The sequence below is a fragment of the Sphingomonas sp. LHG3406-1 genome (genome assembly GCF_029637485.1).
Taxonomy (GTDB): Bacteria; Pseudomonadota; Alphaproteobacteria; order Sphingomonadales; family Sphingomonadaceae; genus Sphingomicrobium.
On the sequence record NZ_CP069128.1, the window covers coordinates 1425918 to 1441228 of the forward strand.

At 69.3% G+C, this 15311-nt stretch carries 14 protein-coding genes; all 14 read right to left on the reverse strand.

All coding sequences use genetic code 11. From position 1 onward, the window contains the following. Window positions 1–10: 10 nt before the first annotated feature. Complete coding sequence (murB, locus tag JOY29_RS07040; RefSeq protein WP_300972812.1) at window positions 11–931, reverse strand: UDP-N-acetylmuramate dehydrogenase; 921 nt, start codon at window positions 929–931, stop codon at window positions 11–13. Beyond that, window positions 928–2385, reverse strand: a complete 1458-nt coding sequence (gene murC, locus JOY29_RS07045; RefSeq protein ID WP_300972813.1) for a UDP-N-acetylmuramate--L-alanine ligase — start codon at window positions 2383–2385, stop codon at window positions 928–930. Before murC ends, murB begins: the two co-directional genes overlap by 4 nt. Continuing rightward, entirely contained in the window at window positions 2382–3545 is a 1164-nt protein-coding gene (murG, locus tag JOY29_RS07050; protein WP_300972814.1) for an undecaprenyldiphospho-muramoylpentapeptide beta-N-acetylglucosaminyltransferase, read from the reverse strand. The genes murC and murG overlap by 4 nt, the downstream gene beginning before the upstream one ends. After that, window positions 3542–4753: an FtsW/RodA/SpoVE family cell cycle protein gene (locus tag JOY29_RS07055; RefSeq protein WP_300972816.1), complete on the reverse strand. Its 1212-nt coding sequence runs from the start codon at window positions 4751–4753 to the stop codon at window positions 3542–3544. Before JOY29_RS07055 ends, murG begins: the two co-directional genes overlap by 4 nt. Then, the gene (gene murD / locus JOY29_RS07060; RefSeq protein WP_300972817.1) at window positions 4750–6237 is read right to left on the reverse strand and encodes a UDP-N-acetylmuramoyl-L-alanine--D-glutamate ligase; all 1488 of its coding nucleotides are present in this window, start codon (window positions 6235–6237) and stop codon (window positions 4750–4752) included. The genes JOY29_RS07055 and murD overlap by 4 nt, the downstream gene beginning before the upstream one ends. Further along, window positions 6234–7304, reverse strand: a complete 1071-nt coding sequence (mraY, locus tag JOY29_RS07065) for a phospho-N-acetylmuramoyl-pentapeptide-transferase (RefSeq protein WP_300972818.1) — start codon at window positions 7302–7304, stop codon at window positions 6234–6236. Before mraY ends, murD begins: the two co-directional genes overlap by 4 nt. Further along, window positions 7292–8683 (reverse strand): UDP-N-acetylmuramoyl-tripeptide--D-alanyl-D-alanine ligase, encoded by a 1392-nt coding sequence (gene murF / locus JOY29_RS07070; protein ID WP_300972819.1) that lies wholly within the window; start codon window positions 8681–8683, stop codon window positions 7292–7294. The genes mraY and murF overlap by 13 nt, the downstream gene beginning before the upstream one ends. Beyond that, window positions 8680–10116 carry a UDP-N-acetylmuramoyl-L-alanyl-D-glutamate--2,6-diaminopimelate ligase gene (locus JOY29_RS07075; protein ID WP_300972820.1) on the reverse strand — a complete coding sequence of 479 codons (1437 nt, stop codon included), beginning with the start codon at window positions 10114–10116 and terminating at the stop codon, window positions 8680–8682. The genes murF and JOY29_RS07075 overlap by 4 nt, the downstream gene beginning before the upstream one ends. Before the next feature lie 7 nt (window positions 10117–10123). Continuing rightward, entirely contained in the window at window positions 10124–11836 is a 1713-nt protein-coding gene (locus tag JOY29_RS07080) for a penicillin-binding protein 2 (protein ID WP_300972821.1), read from the reverse strand. Further along, window positions 11833–12516 (reverse strand): hypothetical protein, encoded by a 684-nt coding sequence (locus JOY29_RS07085; RefSeq protein ID WP_300972822.1) that lies wholly within the window; start codon window positions 12514–12516, stop codon window positions 11833–11835. Before JOY29_RS07085 ends, JOY29_RS07080 begins: the two co-directional genes overlap by 4 nt. A gap of 20 nt (window positions 12517–12536) precedes the next feature. Continuing rightward, entirely contained in the window at window positions 12537–13517 is a 981-nt protein-coding gene (rsmH, locus tag JOY29_RS07090) for a 16S rRNA (cytosine(1402)-N(4))-methyltransferase RsmH (RefSeq protein ID WP_300972823.1), read from the reverse strand. Next, the gene (locus JOY29_RS07095; RefSeq protein WP_300972824.1) at window positions 13514–13969 is read right to left on the reverse strand and encodes a division/cell wall cluster transcriptional repressor MraZ; all 456 of its coding nucleotides are present in this window, start codon (window positions 13967–13969) and stop codon (window positions 13514–13516) included. The genes rsmH and JOY29_RS07095 overlap by 4 nt, the downstream gene beginning before the upstream one ends. A 353-nt stretch (window positions 13970–14322) precedes the next feature. Then, complete coding sequence (locus JOY29_RS07100) at window positions 14323–15012, reverse strand: DUF4350 domain-containing protein (RefSeq protein ID WP_300972825.1); 690 nt, start codon at window positions 15010–15012, stop codon at window positions 14323–14325. Beyond that, the gene (locus tag JOY29_RS07105) at window positions 15012–15248 is read right to left on the reverse strand and encodes a hypothetical protein (protein ID WP_300972826.1); all 237 of its coding nucleotides are present in this window, start codon (window positions 15246–15248) and stop codon (window positions 15012–15014) included. Before JOY29_RS07105 ends, JOY29_RS07100 begins: the two co-directional genes overlap by 1 nt. Window positions 15249–15311: the final 63 nt, after the last annotated feature.

Here is a 15311-nt window from a genome sequence, read left to right on the forward strand (position 1 = left end):
TTCTCAGCGCTCAACGCCCTACTCCCACGCGCTGGATTTCCCATTCGAGCTCGGTCCCACTGTGCGCGCGGACCCGGCTGCGGACTTCCTCGCCCAACGCCTCGATGTCCGCGCTGGTCGCGCTACCGAGGTTGAGGAGGAAGTTGCAATGTTTCTCGCTGACCTGCGCGTCGCCGATGGTCAGGCCACGGCAGCCGGCGGCGTCGATCACTTCCCACGCCTTCTTCGGAAGCGGGTTCTTGAAGGTCGATCCGCCGGTCTTGGAACGCAGCGGCTGCGAGGCTTCGCGGGCGGCGGCGATGCGGTCCATTTCGGCCTGCACGGCATCGGGTTCGGCCGGTGTACCGCGGAAGGTGGCGGAGACCACGGTGGCGCCGGCGGGCAGTGCGCTGTGGCGGTAGGTGTAGCCGAGTTCGGCATTGGTGAGGGTGACCAGTTCGCCCGAGCGGAGGACGACGTCCGCCTCGACGAGGATGTCCTTGACCTCGCGGCCGTAGGCGCCGCCGTTCATGCGGACGAAGCCGCCGACGGTGCCGGGGATGGAGCGAAGGAACTCGATCCCGCCGATACCAGCGTCCCGGGCCGAAGAGGAAACGAGGATGCCGGACGCGCCGCCACCGCATCTCAGCGTGACCTCGTCCAGCCGCTCGACGCTGGCGAACGGCTTGCCGAGGCGGATCACCGCGCCGGGCACGCCGCCGTCGCGGACGATGAGGTTGGAGCCGAGACCGAGCGCCATCACCGGCGCCGCCGGGTCGAGTGCGCTCAGGAAAGCCTGGAGGTCGGCGACGTCGGCGGGCTCGAACAGGGTCTCGGCCGGTCCGCCGGACTTGAACCAGACGAGCGGCGCGAGGGGAGCGCGCGAGGTGAGGCGGCCGCGGATGGGCTCCGCTCCCGTTTGCGGGAGGAGGGAATATGTGGACGTGCTCATGCAGGCCCTCCCCCGACTTCTCCCGCACGCGGGAGGGGAGAGGATTTCCCGTTCCGTTCCTGCCGGATCGCGTCGGCGAGGCCCGCCGCCCATTTGGTGATGTCGCCCGCGCCCATGCAGATGACGAGGTCGCCGTCGGCGGCAAGGTCGCGGAGCGTCCGGGCGAGGTCGCCGGCACCGCTGACGGTCTGGACCATGCGGTGGCCGTGCGCGCGGATGCCCTCGGCCAGCGCGGCGGCGTCGACGCCCTCGATCGGCTCCTCGCCGGCGGCATAGACGGGCGCGACCAGCACCGCGTCGGCCTCGACGAAGGCGTTGGCGAAATCCTCCATCAGGTCGCGCAGGCGGGTGAAGCGGTGCGGCTGGACGACGGCGACGACGCGGCCCGCACTGGCGTCGCGGGCGGCGGAGAGGACGGCGCGGATCTCGACCGGATGGTGGGCATAATCGTCGATGATGATCGTGCCACCCACGTCGCCGACCCGGGTGAAGCGGCGCTTGACCCCGCCGAACCGCTCGAAGCCGCGGGCGATCACCTCGTCGGCAAGGCCGAGCTCCAGGCCGACCGCGACGGCCGCCAGCGCATTCTGGACATTGTGCCGACCGGGCATCGGAAGGCTGATCCCCTCGATCCGCCGCCGCTCGCCCGAGCGCTCCAGCACCAGCGCGTCGAACCGGACCATGCCGGCTTCCGTCACCACATTCTCGGCGCGGAGGTCGGCGGCGGCGGAGAAGCCGTAGGTGACGACCCGCCGGTCCTTGATCCGGCTCAAGAGGTTGGCGACCTCGGGATGGTCGATGCACATGACGGCGAGGCCGTAGAAGGGCACGTTCTCGACGAATTCGACGAATGCGTCCTTGGCCCGGTCGAAGCTGCCGTAATGGTCGAGATGCTCGGGATCGATGTTGGTGACGACCGCGATGGTGCCGTCGAGGCGGAGGAAGCTGCCGTCGCTCTCGTCGGCCTCGACCACCATCCAGTCGCCCTTGCCGAGGCGGGCGTTGGAGCCATAGGCGTTGATGATCCCGCCGTTGATGACGGTCGGGTCGAGCCCGCCGGCATCGAGCAGCGCCGCGATCATCGAGGTCGTGGTCGTCTTGCCGTGGGTGCCGGCGACCGCGACCGTATTCTGCATCCGCATCAGCTCGGCGAGCATTTCGGCGCGGCGGACGCGTGGCAGGCGGCGTGTCGCGGCGGCCTGGACCTCGGGATTGTCGGCGCGGATGGCAGTCGAGCAGACGACCACGGCGGCGTCGCCGAGATTGTCGGCATCCTGGCCGATCATCACCGGGATGCCGGCCTTGCGCAGCCCTTCGGTGACGTAGCTTTCCGCCTGGTCCGAGCCCTGCACCTTGTAGCCGAGGTGGTGCATGACCTCGGCGATGCCGGACATGCCGATGCCGCCGATGCCGACGAAATGGATGGTGCCGATGTCGCGGCCAAGCGCCTTCATGCGGCGGCTCCGGCGGGGGCGAGGCCAAGCACGGGCTCGGGCCTGGTGACGGCCTTGCCGACCATGGTCGGGGCCTCGCCGTTGCCGACCCGCTCGACAAGGTCGGCGAGGTCGCGCGCGGCATGCGGGCGGCCGACCGACAGCGAGCGGCCGGCGGCATTGGCGAGCGCCTCGGGATCGTCGGCCAGCGCCTCAATCTGGCGGGCGAGCGTCTCCGGCTTGAACTGGCTCTGCGGGATCATCCGCGCCCCGCCGGCCCGTGCCAGCTCGCGGGCGTTGGCGGTCTGGTGGTCGTCGGTGGCGATCGGCAGCGGGATGAGAATGGCGGGACGCCCGGCGGCGGTCAGTTCCGCGATGGTCGAGGCGCCGGCACGGCCGATCATCAGGTGGCACTCGCCAAGCTTGGCGTCCATGTCCTGGAGATAGGTCGACAGCTCGGCCGGGATGCCGAGCGTGCGATAGGTCTCGCGCACCCGGTCGATGTCGTCGGCGCGGCATTGCTGGACGACCTGCAGCCGGTGGCGGAGGGAGTCGGCAAGCGCGCCGAGACCGTTCGGCACCACCTCGCCCAGCACCGTCGCGCCCTGGCTTCCGCCAGTCACGAGCAGCTTCAGCGGCGCGACATCGTCGAACGCCGGAAAGGGCAGCTCGCCGAGCCGCACGATGCTCTCCCGCACGGGATTGCCGACCAGCACCACCTTGTCGCGGTGCGCGGGCTTGAGCCGGTCGACCTGCTCATAGGCGGTAGCGATCGCCCTGGCTTCGCCCGCGAGCAGGCGGTTGACCCGGCCGAGCACGGCATTCTGCTCGTGCAGGACGGTCGGGATGCCGAGCGAGGAGGCCGCCAGCAGCGAGGGGAAGGCGGGATAGCCGCCGAAGCCGATCACGGCGTCGGGCCGATGCCGGCGGTAGATGGCCTTGGCTTCGCGCCGCCCGGCCATCACCGAGCGCAGCGCCTTCAGCATGCCCCACGGTGTCCTGGTCAGGCGGCCGGCGGGCAGGACATGCACTGGCACGTCCTCGAACAGGCCGGGGATCTTCGCGCCGCGCGCGTCGGTGATGAGCAAGACGCCATGCCCGCGCGCCTTCAGCTCGGCGGCGAGCGCATGGGCCGGGATCATGTGTCCGCCGGTACCCCCGGCGGCAAGGACGAAGTTCATGTGGCGGCGCGCTCCCCGCTCCAGGTCACGACATAGGGCGAGCGCTTCAGATAGGGGTTTCGGCGGGTGAAGGCGAGCAGCAGCCCCATGCCGATCGACAGCGCCAGCATCGAGCTTCCGCCGTAGGAAATGAACGGCAGGGTCATGCCCTTGGACGGGGCGAGCTGGACGTTGACCGCCATGTTGATCAGCGCCTGCAACCCGAACTGGGCGGCGAGGCCGGCGGCGGCGAGGATGGCGAAGGGCTCGTCCTCGTCGAGCAGCTTGACCAGCACGCGCACGACGATCGCGCAGTAGATGGCGGCGATGGCCATGCAGGCGATCAGCCCGAACTCCTCGCCGATGACCGAGAAGATATAGTCGGTGTGCGGCTCGGGGAGGTGGAACTTGCGGGTGCCGCCGCCCGGACCCATGCCGAGCAGGCCGCCGGCGGTCAGCGTGCGCATGGCGTTCTCGACCTGGAAATTGTCGCCCTCGCCAAACAGGAAGCCGTCGATCCGGACCGTCGCCACGTCATAGAAGAAATAGGCGAGGATCACGCCGACGATCCCGCCGATGGCCATGCCGGCGAGCAGGCGGAGGTTGGCACCGGCGATGGCGATCATCGCGACCCAGACCGCGCCGAAGATGATGGTCGAGCCGAAGTCGGGCTGAAGCATCAGCAGCACGGCAACGAGGCCGGTCAGCGCCGCCGACAGCATCATCACCGGCAGGCCGCGGTCCTTCTCCTTGAGGCTGAGGAGCCAGGCGACCGTGACGATGAAGAAGGGCTTGAGGAATTCGGACGGCTGCAGCTGGGTGAAGCCGAGGCCGATCCAGCGTTTCGCCCCGTTCACTTCCTGGCCGATAACCGGGATCAGGATCATCATGCCGATGCAGATGGCGGCGCCGAGCGCGCACAGGCGCTTCAGCTGCTCGCGGGGCAACATGGAGATGAAGATCATCACCGGCACGGAGAGCGCCAGCCAGACCAGCTGACGGTAGAAATGATAGAGCGGCGGGAAGGTGACGGCGCCTCCCGAATAGCGCTGCGCGGCGGCCGGCGAGGCGGCGGCGACGGCGACCAGCCCGACCGCGATCAGCACCGCGACGAGCACCAGCAGGACCCGGTCGATCTCCCAGAACCAGCGGCCGAGCGCCGAGCGGTCGGCGCGGCCATAGCGATTCGACGTGTCGATCGGGAAAGCCTTGGCGAGCTTCAGATTCACAGGTCCCCCACAATCCGCCGGAAGGCGTCCCCGCGTGCCTCGAAATCACGAAACTGGTCGAAGGAAGCGCAGGCCGGGGAGAGTAGAACCGTCTCGCCGGGAAGTGAATCCTCCGCCGCGCATTTCACCGCATTTTCCAGCGTTTCCGCGCGGGTGACCGCGACTCCGCGCGCTTCGAGCAGATCGGCGAACATCGGCCCCGCCTCGCCGATGGTGTAGGCGTGGGCGACGTTGGCGAGGTGATCGGCGGTCTGCCCGAGTGATTTGGTCTTCGCCTGCCCACCGACGATCCAGCGGATGCGCGGATAAGCGGCGAGCGCAGGAGCGGCGGCTTCGGCGTTGGTGGCCTTGCTGTCGTTGACGAACAGCGTGCCATTCAGCTCCCGCACACGCTCCATGCGGTGGGGCAAGCCAGGGTAGCTCATCAGGCCTTCAACGATCGCGCCGAGGTCCGCGCCAGCCAGCTGGCTGGCGACAAAGGCGACGCACGCGTTCCAGGCGTTGTGCGGGCCTTGCAGCGCCGGCCAGTCGGCTTGCGGCGTGACTCGGCGGCCGTCGAGATAAAGCGCGCCCGCCGAAAAGCTCACGCCGCGATCCCAGACCGTATCGACCAGCACCTGATGTTCGGAAAGGCCCCGCCCCTCGGCGACGAGATCGTCGAGGAAGTTGCCGATCTGATCTTCCTCGGGTCCATTGGGGTCGCCGATCACCGCCGGTCGCCCCGGCGACTGCATCGCGAACAGCCGCAGCTTGGAGCGACCATAAGCCTCGAAGCTGTCGTAGCGGTCGAGGTGATCGGGCGTGATGTTGAGCAGCACCGCGACGTCGCAATCGAGGCTCTGCGTCAGGTCGATCTGGTAGCTCGACAGCTCCAGCACATAGACCCCGCCTTTCTGCAGCGGGTCCTGCGCAAGGATCGGCAGCCCGATGTTGCCGCCCATTGCCGTAGGAATTTCAGCGGTGTCGAGGATGTGGTGGACCAACGCGGTCGTGGTGCTCTTGCCGTTGGTCCCGGTGATTCCGACCACCTTGTGCGGCGGAAGCTCGGCCCGGGCGCGGGCGAACAGCTCGATGTCGCCGATGATCTCCACCCCCGCCTCGCGGGCGCGGGCGGCGAGCGGATGTGTGTTGAGCGGCACGCCCGGCGAGACGACGAGGCTGTCGAACCGGGTGAGGTCGTCTAGGGGCGCGATCTCCAGAACCTCTCCGTCGCGAAGCGATGGGGAGGGGGATCGCTCAGCCGAAGGCTGAGTGGTGGAGGGGCCGTCCGCAGCGCCGCTGGCCCCTCCGTCCGCGCTTCGCGCTGCCACCTCCCCATTGCTTCGCGACAGGGAGGTTCGAAGTCCCTCCCGCGCCTCCTCCTTCTCGTCCCACGCCGTCACCCGCGCCCCGCTAGCCAGCAGCGCGCGCACGGCCGCTTGTCCCGACCGCGCGAGGCCGTAGACGGCGTAATGCTTGCCCGCCCAGGCCCTGGCCGTGATCACCTGAGCTTGAGGGTCGAGAGCCCGGCCAGCGCCAGCACGAAGGCGATGATCCAGAATCGGATTACCACCGTCGGCTCGCTCCAGCCCTTGTGCTCGAAATGGTGGTGGATGGGGGCCATCAGGAATACCCGGCGGCCGGTGCGCTTGTAGACGGCGACCTGGACGATGACGGACATCGCCTCGACCACGAACAGTCCGCCGATCAGCGCCAGCACGAACTCGTGATGCGCCGCGACCGCCACGGCGCCAAGCGCTCCGCCCAGCGCAAGGCTGCCGGTGTCGCCCATGAAGACGGCGGCCGGGGGCGCGTTGAACCACAGGAAGGCGAGGCAGGCGCCGACAATGGCCAGCAGCAGCACGGTGACGTCGCCGACGCCCGGCACGTGCGGAATGCCGAGATAGGGCGCAAAGCGCGCGTCGCCGCACAGATAGACGATGAGGGTGAAGGCGAGCGCGGCGATCACCACCGGCATGGTGGCAAGGCCGTCGAGGCCATCAGTCAGGTTCACCGCATTGCCGAAGGCGACGATGACGAAGGCGCCAAAGACGACGTAGAACCAGCCGATGTCCATCACCGGGCCCTGGACGAACGGAAGGTAGAGGTTCGTCCCCGACACGCGCACCATCAGCCAGGTGGCAAATCCGGCGATAAGGAATTCGAGCGCCAGCCGCACCTTGCCGGGGATGCCGGCGTGATGGGCCTTCTTCACCTTGTCGTAATCGTCGAGGAAGCCGATCGCGCCAAAGCCGCCGGTGACCAGCAGGCAGGCCCAGACATAGGGGCTCCGCAGGTCCATCCACAGCAGGCAGGCGATGGTCATCGACACGAGGATGAGCAGCCCGCCCATGGTCGGCGTGCCGCGCTTGGCGAGATGGCTCTGCGGACCGTCGGCGCGGATCGGCTGGCCCTTGCCTTGTCGGACCCGCAGCCAGTTGATGAACCAGGGGCCGAGCAGCAGCCCGATGGCGAGCGCCGTCGCCGTCGCCGCGCCGGCCCGGAAGCTGATGTAGCGAACGAGGTTCAGAAGGCCCGGAAAGCCGAGATATTCCGCAATCAGGTAGAGCATGTCGCGGCGCCCCCTGCCACCCGCTCCACCAGGGAAGCAAGGCCTATGCCGTTGGACGCCTTCACAAGCACCGCATCGCCCGGGCCGAGCCGAGCCAGCAGCGCGTCGGTCGCCTCGGCGGCGTTCGCGACCATCGTCACGGGCAGCCCGTCGCCGATGGCGTCCGCCAGCGGCCGGGTCGCTTCGCCGACCAGGATCAGTTCGGCAACACCCGCCGCGATCACCGCGGGCGCAAGCCCGGCATGGGCGTCGTCGCTATGCTCGCCAAGCTCCAGCATGGTGCCGAGCACGGCGAGGCGGCGGCCCTCGATCTTCTCGTCGGCGAGGCTGCGCAGAGTCGCGGCCATGCTGGCGGGATTGGCATTGTAGCTTTCGTCGATGAGCAGCGCGGTGCCGCCGGCGACCGCGATCCGGTGGCGCTCGCCCCGGCCCTTCAGCCCACCCATGTCGCCGAGCGCGAGACCGGCGGCGGCAAGATCGGCCCCGGCCGCCTCGACCGCGGCGAGCACGGCAAGGCTGTTCGACACCCAGTGATCGCCGGGCTGGGCGATATTGTAGGTGAGGTCGGCGCTTGCCAGCCGAGCGGTGACGAGGCTCCCGCCAGCGTCGCTGCGGACCGCATGCAGCGCGGTGATGTCCGCATCGCCCGAGCCGAAGGTGAGGATGGTCTCGGCATGGCGCCGCGCGGCGCGGAGGATGCGGTCGCGGTAGGGCGTGTCGTTTGGGATGATCGCCGTGCCGCCCGGCTCCAGGCTCTCGAAGATCTCGGACTTGGCGTCGGCGATCGCCTCCATCGACCCGAGGTTCTCGATGTGCGCGGGGGCGATGGCGGTGATCAGCGCGATGTGCGGGCGGACGAGGGCGGTCAGCGCGCGGATCTCGCCCTCGTTGTTCATGCCCATCTCGAACACGCCATAGATGCTGTCGCGCGGCATCCGGGCGAGGCTCAAGGGGACCCCGGTGTGATTGTTGTAGCTCTTCAGCGATCGGTGGACCCGCCCCGGATAGCGGCGGGCAAGCGCGGCGGCGAGCGCTTCCTTGGTGCTCGTCTTGCCGACCGAGCCGGTGACCCCGAGCACCTTGCCCTGCATCCGCGCACGGCTGGCCCTGGCGAGCGCCTCGAGGGCCGCGGGCACGTCCGCGACCAGCAGGTGCGGACCGTCGACGGGACGGCTGACCAGAGAGGCGGCGGCGCCCCGCTCCTGCGCTCTGGCGATGAAATCGTGGCCGTCGGCGACGGTGCCCGGCATGGCGACGAACAGCCAGCCCGGCTCCACCTCGCGGCTGTCGAAGGTGATCCCGGTGACTTCGAAGGGCGCGGTGGCGGTGCCGCCGGTGGCGGCTTCGATCTCGGCGCTGGTCCAGAGGGGCGCGCTCACGCCGTCACCTCCCGCGCGACCTGCGCGTCGTCGAACGGCATCGCCTTGTTCCCGATCACCTGCACCGTCTCATGTCCCTTGCCGGCGAGCAGCACGATGTCGCCGTCACGCGCTTCGGCGATGGCGGCAGCGATGGCTTCGCGGCGCCCGCCGATCTCCCGCGCGCCCGGCGCTCCTTCGAGCACGGCGCGGCGGATGGCGGCCGGGTCCTCGGTACGCGGATTGTCGTCGGTGACGATGACCAGATCGCTGCCCGCGGCCGCCACCCGGCCCATCTCCGGCCGCTTGCCCTGGTCGCGGTCGCCGCCGGCACCGAACAGGGTGATCAGCCGGCCTTCCACATGCGGCCGGAGCGCGGCGATCGCGGCTTCCAGCGCATCGGCCGTATGGGCGTAATCGACATAGACTGGCGCGCCGGCGCGCGTGATCACCGCCCGCTCGAGCCGCCCGCGCACCGGGCTCAGCCGTGCGCAGCCCGCCAGCGTCTGCGCCCACGTGCCGCCCGTCGCCAGCACGAGTCCGGCCGAAACCAGCACGTTCGCCGCCTGGTAGGCGCCGATCAGCGGCAGCTTGAGCGTATAGTCCTTGCCGCCATGGCCGAGCACGAGGGTCTGCCCCAGCGGGCTCGGCGTCTGGCGCTTGAGATCGATCGTCTCGCCACCCGGCCCGACCGTCAGCAACCTGAGGCCGCGGCGGCGGGCGCGCGCGATCACGTCGGCGCTTTTCGGATCGGCAGTCCACACCACCACCGCGCCATCGTCCGCAACCACTTCGTCGAACAGGCGCATCTTGGCCTCGAAATAGGCCCCCATCGTGCCATGATAGTCGAGGTGATCGCGGGAAAAGTTGGTGAAGGCGGCGGCGGCGACCTTCGGGCCCTCGCTGCGATACTGGTCGAGACCGTGGCTCGACGCCTCATAGGCGACATGGCTGATGCCGAGCTTCTTCAGCCCCGACATGTTGCTGAGGAAGGTGACGATGTCAGGCGTGGTCAGCCCGGTCTTCACCTGGTCGTCGGCGGTGGTCACCCCAAGCGTCCCGACCGAGGCCGAGCGCTGGCCCGCCATGCGCCACAGCTGGCGGGTCATCTCGACCGTCGAGGTCTTGCCATTGGTCCCGGTGACCGCGGCCATCACCTCCGGATAGGGGGCGAAGAAGCGGGCGGCGACGGCGGCGAAACGCTGGCGCGGCTCGGCATCGGCGATGTGCAGCGCGCCGTCGACCGTCGCCTCCGGCCGGGCGATCACCGCCACCGCACCGCCGGCGATGGCGTCCGGAATGAAATCCTCGCCGTTTCGGGCCGAGCCGCGGAAGGCGCCGAACACCGTGCCCGGCGCGACCTTGCGATGGTCAATGGCGAAGCCGGTGACCTCCGCTGCCAAGGCCGCCGGGTCGGCGTCGGCGGGGACGTCGATGAGGTCGGACAATCGCATCGGGGACTTACTTCTCTTCGCGGACGTAGGGCAGCACTTCGCTCATGTTGGCGTCGCGCTTCAGGTCGGGCCGCACGCCGAGCATGGGCGCGATCCGGGCGACCACCTTGCCGAAGGTCGGCGCGGCGTTCCAGCCGGCGGTGCGCCAGCCATAGGTGTCGGCGGTGGCCTTCGGCTCGTCGAGCATCACCACCATCGCATAGCGCGGCTCGTCCATCGGGAAAACGCCCGCGAAGGTCGTGATGTTGATGTTCTTGGCATAGCCGCGGCCGACGACCTTCTCGGCGGTGCCGGTCTTGCCGCCGACCCGGTAGCCGACCGCGTCGGCCTTCTTGCCGGTGCCCTTGGTCACGACAAGCCGGAGCAGCGCCCGCATCTTGTAGCTGGTCTCTTCGGTGAAAACCCGGCGACCTTTGGCGACCGGATGGCGGCGGTCGACCTTGAGCAGGGTGGCGGGCCGGTAGACGCCGCCATTGTAGAGGGTCGCATAGCCCATGGCGAGGTGGAGCGGAGTGACCGCGATGGCATGGCCGAAGCCGACCGTCATGGTCGTCGACGTGTCCCAGCCGGCCTTGGGAATGGTCAGCGCGCGGCCGCGCTCCGGAAGCTCGATCTCGACCTTGCCAAGGAAGCCCATCTTCTCGAGAAATCCGCGCATGCGCTCGGTCCCGACCTGGCCGGCGATCTGCGCCGTGCCGATGTTCGAGCTTTCCATCATGATCTCGGCGACCGAGCAGGGCCGGCCAAAGGGATGGGTATCGGTGACTGCCCGGCCGTTGGGGCGCAGGAACTTGTCGTAGCAGGGGTACATCTGCCCCATCGACTTCACGTCGCCGGTGTCGAGCGCCATGGCGACGGTGAACGGCTTGAAGGTCGATCCCAGCTCGAACACGCCGAGAGTGGCGCGGTTGAACCGCGCTTCCGGGTCCATGTTGCCGGCGATGTTGGGATTGAGCTGCGGCAGGCTGGTCATCGCCAGCACTTCGCCGGTGTGGATGTCGAGCAGCACGCCCGCCGCGCCGACCGCGTTGAAGGTCGTCTTGGCCTGCAGCAGCTCATGTTCCAGCGCCTGCTGGATGCGGCTGCTGATCGACAAAGCGAGCGGCTCGCCGCGCGTCGCCTCTTCGGTCAGATGCTTGTCGAACGCCCGCTCCATGCCGGCGGCGCCATGCCCGTCGATGTCGGTATGGCCGAGGACGTGGGCGGCAAGGTCGGTCTGCGGGTAGAGCCGGTCGGGCTCGCGGCTGAGCGCGATGCCCGGCTCGCCGATCGCATTCAGCGCCTGCACCAGCCGCGGGGCGGCGCGGCGGCGGAGATAGATGAAGCTCTTGGTCGAGTTGATCTCGGCCAGCCAGCCCGCGGCGTCCTTCTCGGGCATGAGCCCGGCGAGCTGGACGGCGAGCGCACGCTTGTCGCCGATGACCTTGGCGGGCTGCAGCGCCACGGTCCAGCTGTCGATGGTGCGGGCGAGCGGCTGGCCGTCGCGATCGACGATGTCGCCGCGCGGCGGGATCAGCGCGGAATAGCTGGCCTGCCGGCCGGCATGGTCGCCGAACAGACCGAGCCAAGTCAGCCGCAGCACCACCGCGCCGATGATCGCCGCGAACAGCAGCATTCCGACCATCAGGCGCTGGTGCATGACTCCGAGCAGCTGACGCCGCTGGCCGACCAGTCGAAGCCGCTCGGGCCGGGCGACGAGAGCGGGGGTCGGAGCGTTCATTGCCGGGCTTTGGCGTCCTTGGGTTTGCTGGTCGTCGCAGGCGGCGTCTTGGGCCTGGCCTTGGGGTCGGTCGCGGCGGCCTTCGCAGGCTTGGCCTTGGGGTCGGTCGCGGCGGCCTTGACAGGCCTGGCCTTGGGAGCGGTCGTCGGTGCCGCCTTCGCCGGTTCGAGCTTCGCCGGCGACGTAGCAGGCTTGGTCGCGACCTTCACCGGCTTCGCAGGCACCGCCTTGGGCTTATCCACAGCTTTCTGGTCGGATTCGGGAATGGTGCGCGTGTAGCTCGCCACCTGCATCAGGTCGCGCGCGGTCGTGCCCTGCTCCGGACGCACCGTCGGCTGGTTCTCGTCACCCGCACTGCCAGGGGCCGGCGCCGAGGCCAGCACCACCGGCGCCGCCGGATCGACCGTCTTCTTCGGCGCGGCGAGGGTCGCCAGCTGGAACTCGCCCTCGAGGAACTGGTGCGCCTGCGGGGCCGACAGCGCCAGCACCTTCACGTTCCAGCTTTCGAGCTGCTCGAGCCGGCCGCGGGTGCCGATCTCGGTCTGGAGCACGCGGATGTCGCGCTGGGCGAGCACGATCCGGTTCTCGACCTGCTCGAGCGACGCACGCTCGGAAGCGACCTTGAGGCTTACCATATAGCAGCCGAGCGCCGTGCCGGCGACGGCGGCGACCCAGCCCACTTCTTGGAATCCACGCACCATCATGCTGCCTTTCGCGTGATCGGCGGGGCCTCGGTGCGGACCGCCGTGCGTAGCCGGGCCGAACGCGCCCGGGGGTTGATCGAAAGCTCCGCCTCGCCGGGGGAGACCGGCTTTGCGACGGCGCGGAAGGTGGGGGCCGGCCCGGCGGCCGCCATCGGGCGGTGCCGCGAGCCGGCCGGCGCGGCCCCACTCCGCACCTTGAGGAACTGCTTGACGACCCGGTCTTCCAGGCTGTGGAAGGTCACCACCGCCAGCCGGCCGCCGGGACGAAGGCTGCGCTCGGCCGCCTCCAGGCCCGCGGTCAGCTCGTCGAGTTCGCCGTTCACGTGGATCCGGATCGCCTGGAAGGTGCGCGTCGACGGGTCGGTCTTCATGCCCTTGTGATGGCCGAGCACCTTGCGGCAGATCGCGGCCAGCTCGGACGTGCGGCCGAGCGGGCGGGCGGCGACGATGGCGCGGGCGAGGACACGGGCGCGCGGCTCGTCGCCATAATCGCGGATGACGCGCGCGATCTCCGCCTCGTCCGCTTCGTTGAGGAAGTCGGCGGCGCTCATGCCGTCCTGGCTCATCCGCATGTCGAGCGGACCGTCGTTCATGAAGGAGAAGCCGCGCTCCGGCTGGTCGAGCTGCATCGAGCTGACGCCGATGTCGAGCGTGATGCCGTCGACCGGCGCGAGGCCGCGCTCGTCCAGCGCCTCGGCCATCCGCGAGAAGCGGTCGTGGATCAGGGTCAGGCGCGGGTCCGGGACGAGTGAGGGCCCGTTGGCGATCGCGTCAGGGTCACGATCAAAGGCAATCACTCGTCCCGCCCCCGCCCGGAGCATGGCGCGGGTGTAACCGCCAGCTCCGAAGGTGCCGTCGACGTGGCACTCGCCAGGGGCAATGGCGAGGCCGGCGACGACTTCGTCGACCAGTACCGGACGGTGGCTCGCGAGGGCACGCGAGTCATCGAAAGGAACGGAGAGGGGTTCATCGCTCATGCGATTCCCCGTTCCTCGAGCCGGTAGCGGCAGACGTCCTTGAGATCCTCGGGGATGCGGTCATCGCCGAGGAGCGTTTGCGGATTCCAGATCTGGAAGGTCTCGCCGACGCCCAGGAACAGGGCGAGGTCGGCGATTCCGCCCTTGCGGCGCATCATGGTCGGAAGGAGGATCCGGCCGGTGCTGTCGTAGGGCACTTCCTCGCTGATCGCGAAGGCGAGCAAATTGTTCTGCTGGTAGGCGAGCTGGGCCTCGGGCCGCTCCTCGTTCTTCTCGAGGAGGCGCTCGATCTTCTGATGCTTCAGGGCCGCATAGGCGGGGTCGTAGGCCGACAGGCAGGGGAAGGTCTCGTGCTTCGCCAGGACGATGGTGCGGGCATCGCCGCGGCGCTCGATCACGGTGCGCAGGAAGGCGGGCACGGAGACGCGGCCTTTCGCGTCTACTCCGTTCAAGGCACTGCCCTGAAACAGATGTTCCAATGCCACCGCAACCACTCCCGCGCGCGGTGGACAGATCTCTCCCGTTCGCCGGAACGCGGGGTCACCGCGACCGGCGGCCGGCCCAACAGAAATGGGATCAGCCCCGCGCTACGAACTGTGTGTAACGCGGGCCGCCATGGGACTCAATGGGATTTGATGGGAAACCGTGGGCAAAAATGGATATTGGCCGATTTCTGCGACTTTGATGTACCACTTCTGACCGCGCGTTCTCTCCCCGTTCCGGCTTATGTTCCTGTGGATAAGTCTGTGAATCGGATTTTGCCAGCGAATCCCATGTTCGCCCACGGGATGTCCGCCGAATCCCGTCAGTTCCGGGGCGGCGTTGCCAGTTCCCCGACCAGCGCCACCACCGCTTCCCGGTTCCCGGCCGGCTCGCCAAGCGCGAAATCCGCATCGGCGACGATTGTCGCATAGCCCTTGCCGACCCGGCAGCGGGCGACCGCGCGCGTCGGCGACAGGGTGCAGTCGCCGCCCGCCCGGGTCAGCGATCCCGGCCTTGCGCCCCTGATCCGGGTCCCGCGCCCGAGGTCGGTCTCGGCCTGCTCGGCACCGGCATCTTCCTGGGCGTCGAGGGACAGCCCCCAGCGCCGAAGCAGCCCCGTGTCTGGGAAAGCATAAGGCGGCCGGAAGCGGTCGCCCAGCGGCCGGCTGCTTTCGAAGGTCAGCATCGGATCGGCCAGCAGCACCAGCCGCCCGCCCTGCCTCACCCAATCGTCGAGCGCGACCAGCCGCTCGGCGGTCAGCGCCTGCGGCTGGGCGGCAAGCAGCAGGCCGCCCGGCGCCAGCTGCTCCGGCCCGTCAACCGGGCGGACCGCATAGCTGGCCTCGAGCGCGTCCAGCAGCGGGCTTTTCGGCGCATCGAGGCCGAAGCGCTCGCCGAACAGGATCGGCAGGCTGGTCAGCAGCGCGAGGTCAGGCCTGGCAGCTGGCGCGGATGTCGGTTCGGCCGAGCAGGCGGCGAGCGCCAGCCCCATCATGGCACAGGCGCGAAGCATCAGGGCTGGGGCTGGACCGGCTGTTCCGCCGTTTCATTCTCCGTTCCCTGCCCCGGCGCCACGCCAAGCTCGGCCAGCGGGTCGCTCGGCGGCTCGGCGATGTTCGAGGCGAGGTTGGTCGTGGGCTCCTCGCCGCCGCGGATGACGGCGGTGCCCAGCAGGACCATCAGGAAGACGAAGGCAAGTCCGGTCAGCCCGTAGCGGATGCGCTGCATCGCGGTTGCTCCCACCCCCATCCTTCTAGAACCTATGCCGATCGACGCGTTATGCAAGCCCGTGGCGGAACCGCCCCGACCAAA

Coding starts and splice junctions, on each gene's coding strand:
- mraY (WP_300972818.1), bottom strand. CDS start 7,304: ATGCTCTACCTGATTGCGGAATATCTCGGCTTTCCGGGCCTTCTGAAC.
- murB (WP_300972812.1), bottom strand. CDS start 931: ATGAGCACGTCCACATATTCCCTCCTCCCGCAAACGGGAGCGGAGCCC.
- rsmH (WP_300972823.1), bottom strand. CDS start 13,517: ATGAGCGATGAACCCCTCTCCGTTCCTTTCGATGACTCGCGTGCCCTC.
- JOY29_RS07075 (WP_300972820.1), bottom strand. CDS start 10,116: ATGCGATTGTCCGACCTCATCGACGTCCCCGCCGACGCCGACCCGGCG.
- JOY29_RS07080 (WP_300972821.1), bottom strand. CDS start 11,836: ATGAACGCTCCGACCCCCGCTCTCGTCGCCCGGCCCGAGCGGCTTCGA.
- JOY29_RS07105 (WP_300972826.1), bottom strand. CDS start 15,248: ATGGGGGTGGGAGCAACCGCGATGCAGCGCATCCGCTACGGGCTGACC.
- JOY29_RS07100 (WP_300972825.1), bottom strand. CDS start 15,012: ATGCTTCGCGCCTGTGCCATGATGGGGCTGGCGCTCGCCGCCTGCTCG.
- murC (WP_300972813.1), bottom strand. CDS start 2,385: ATGAAGGCGCTTGGCCGCGACATCGGCACCATCCATTTCGTCGGCATC.
- murG (WP_300972814.1), bottom strand. CDS start 3,545: ATGAACTTCGTCCTTGCCGCCGGGGGTACCGGCGGACACATGATCCCG.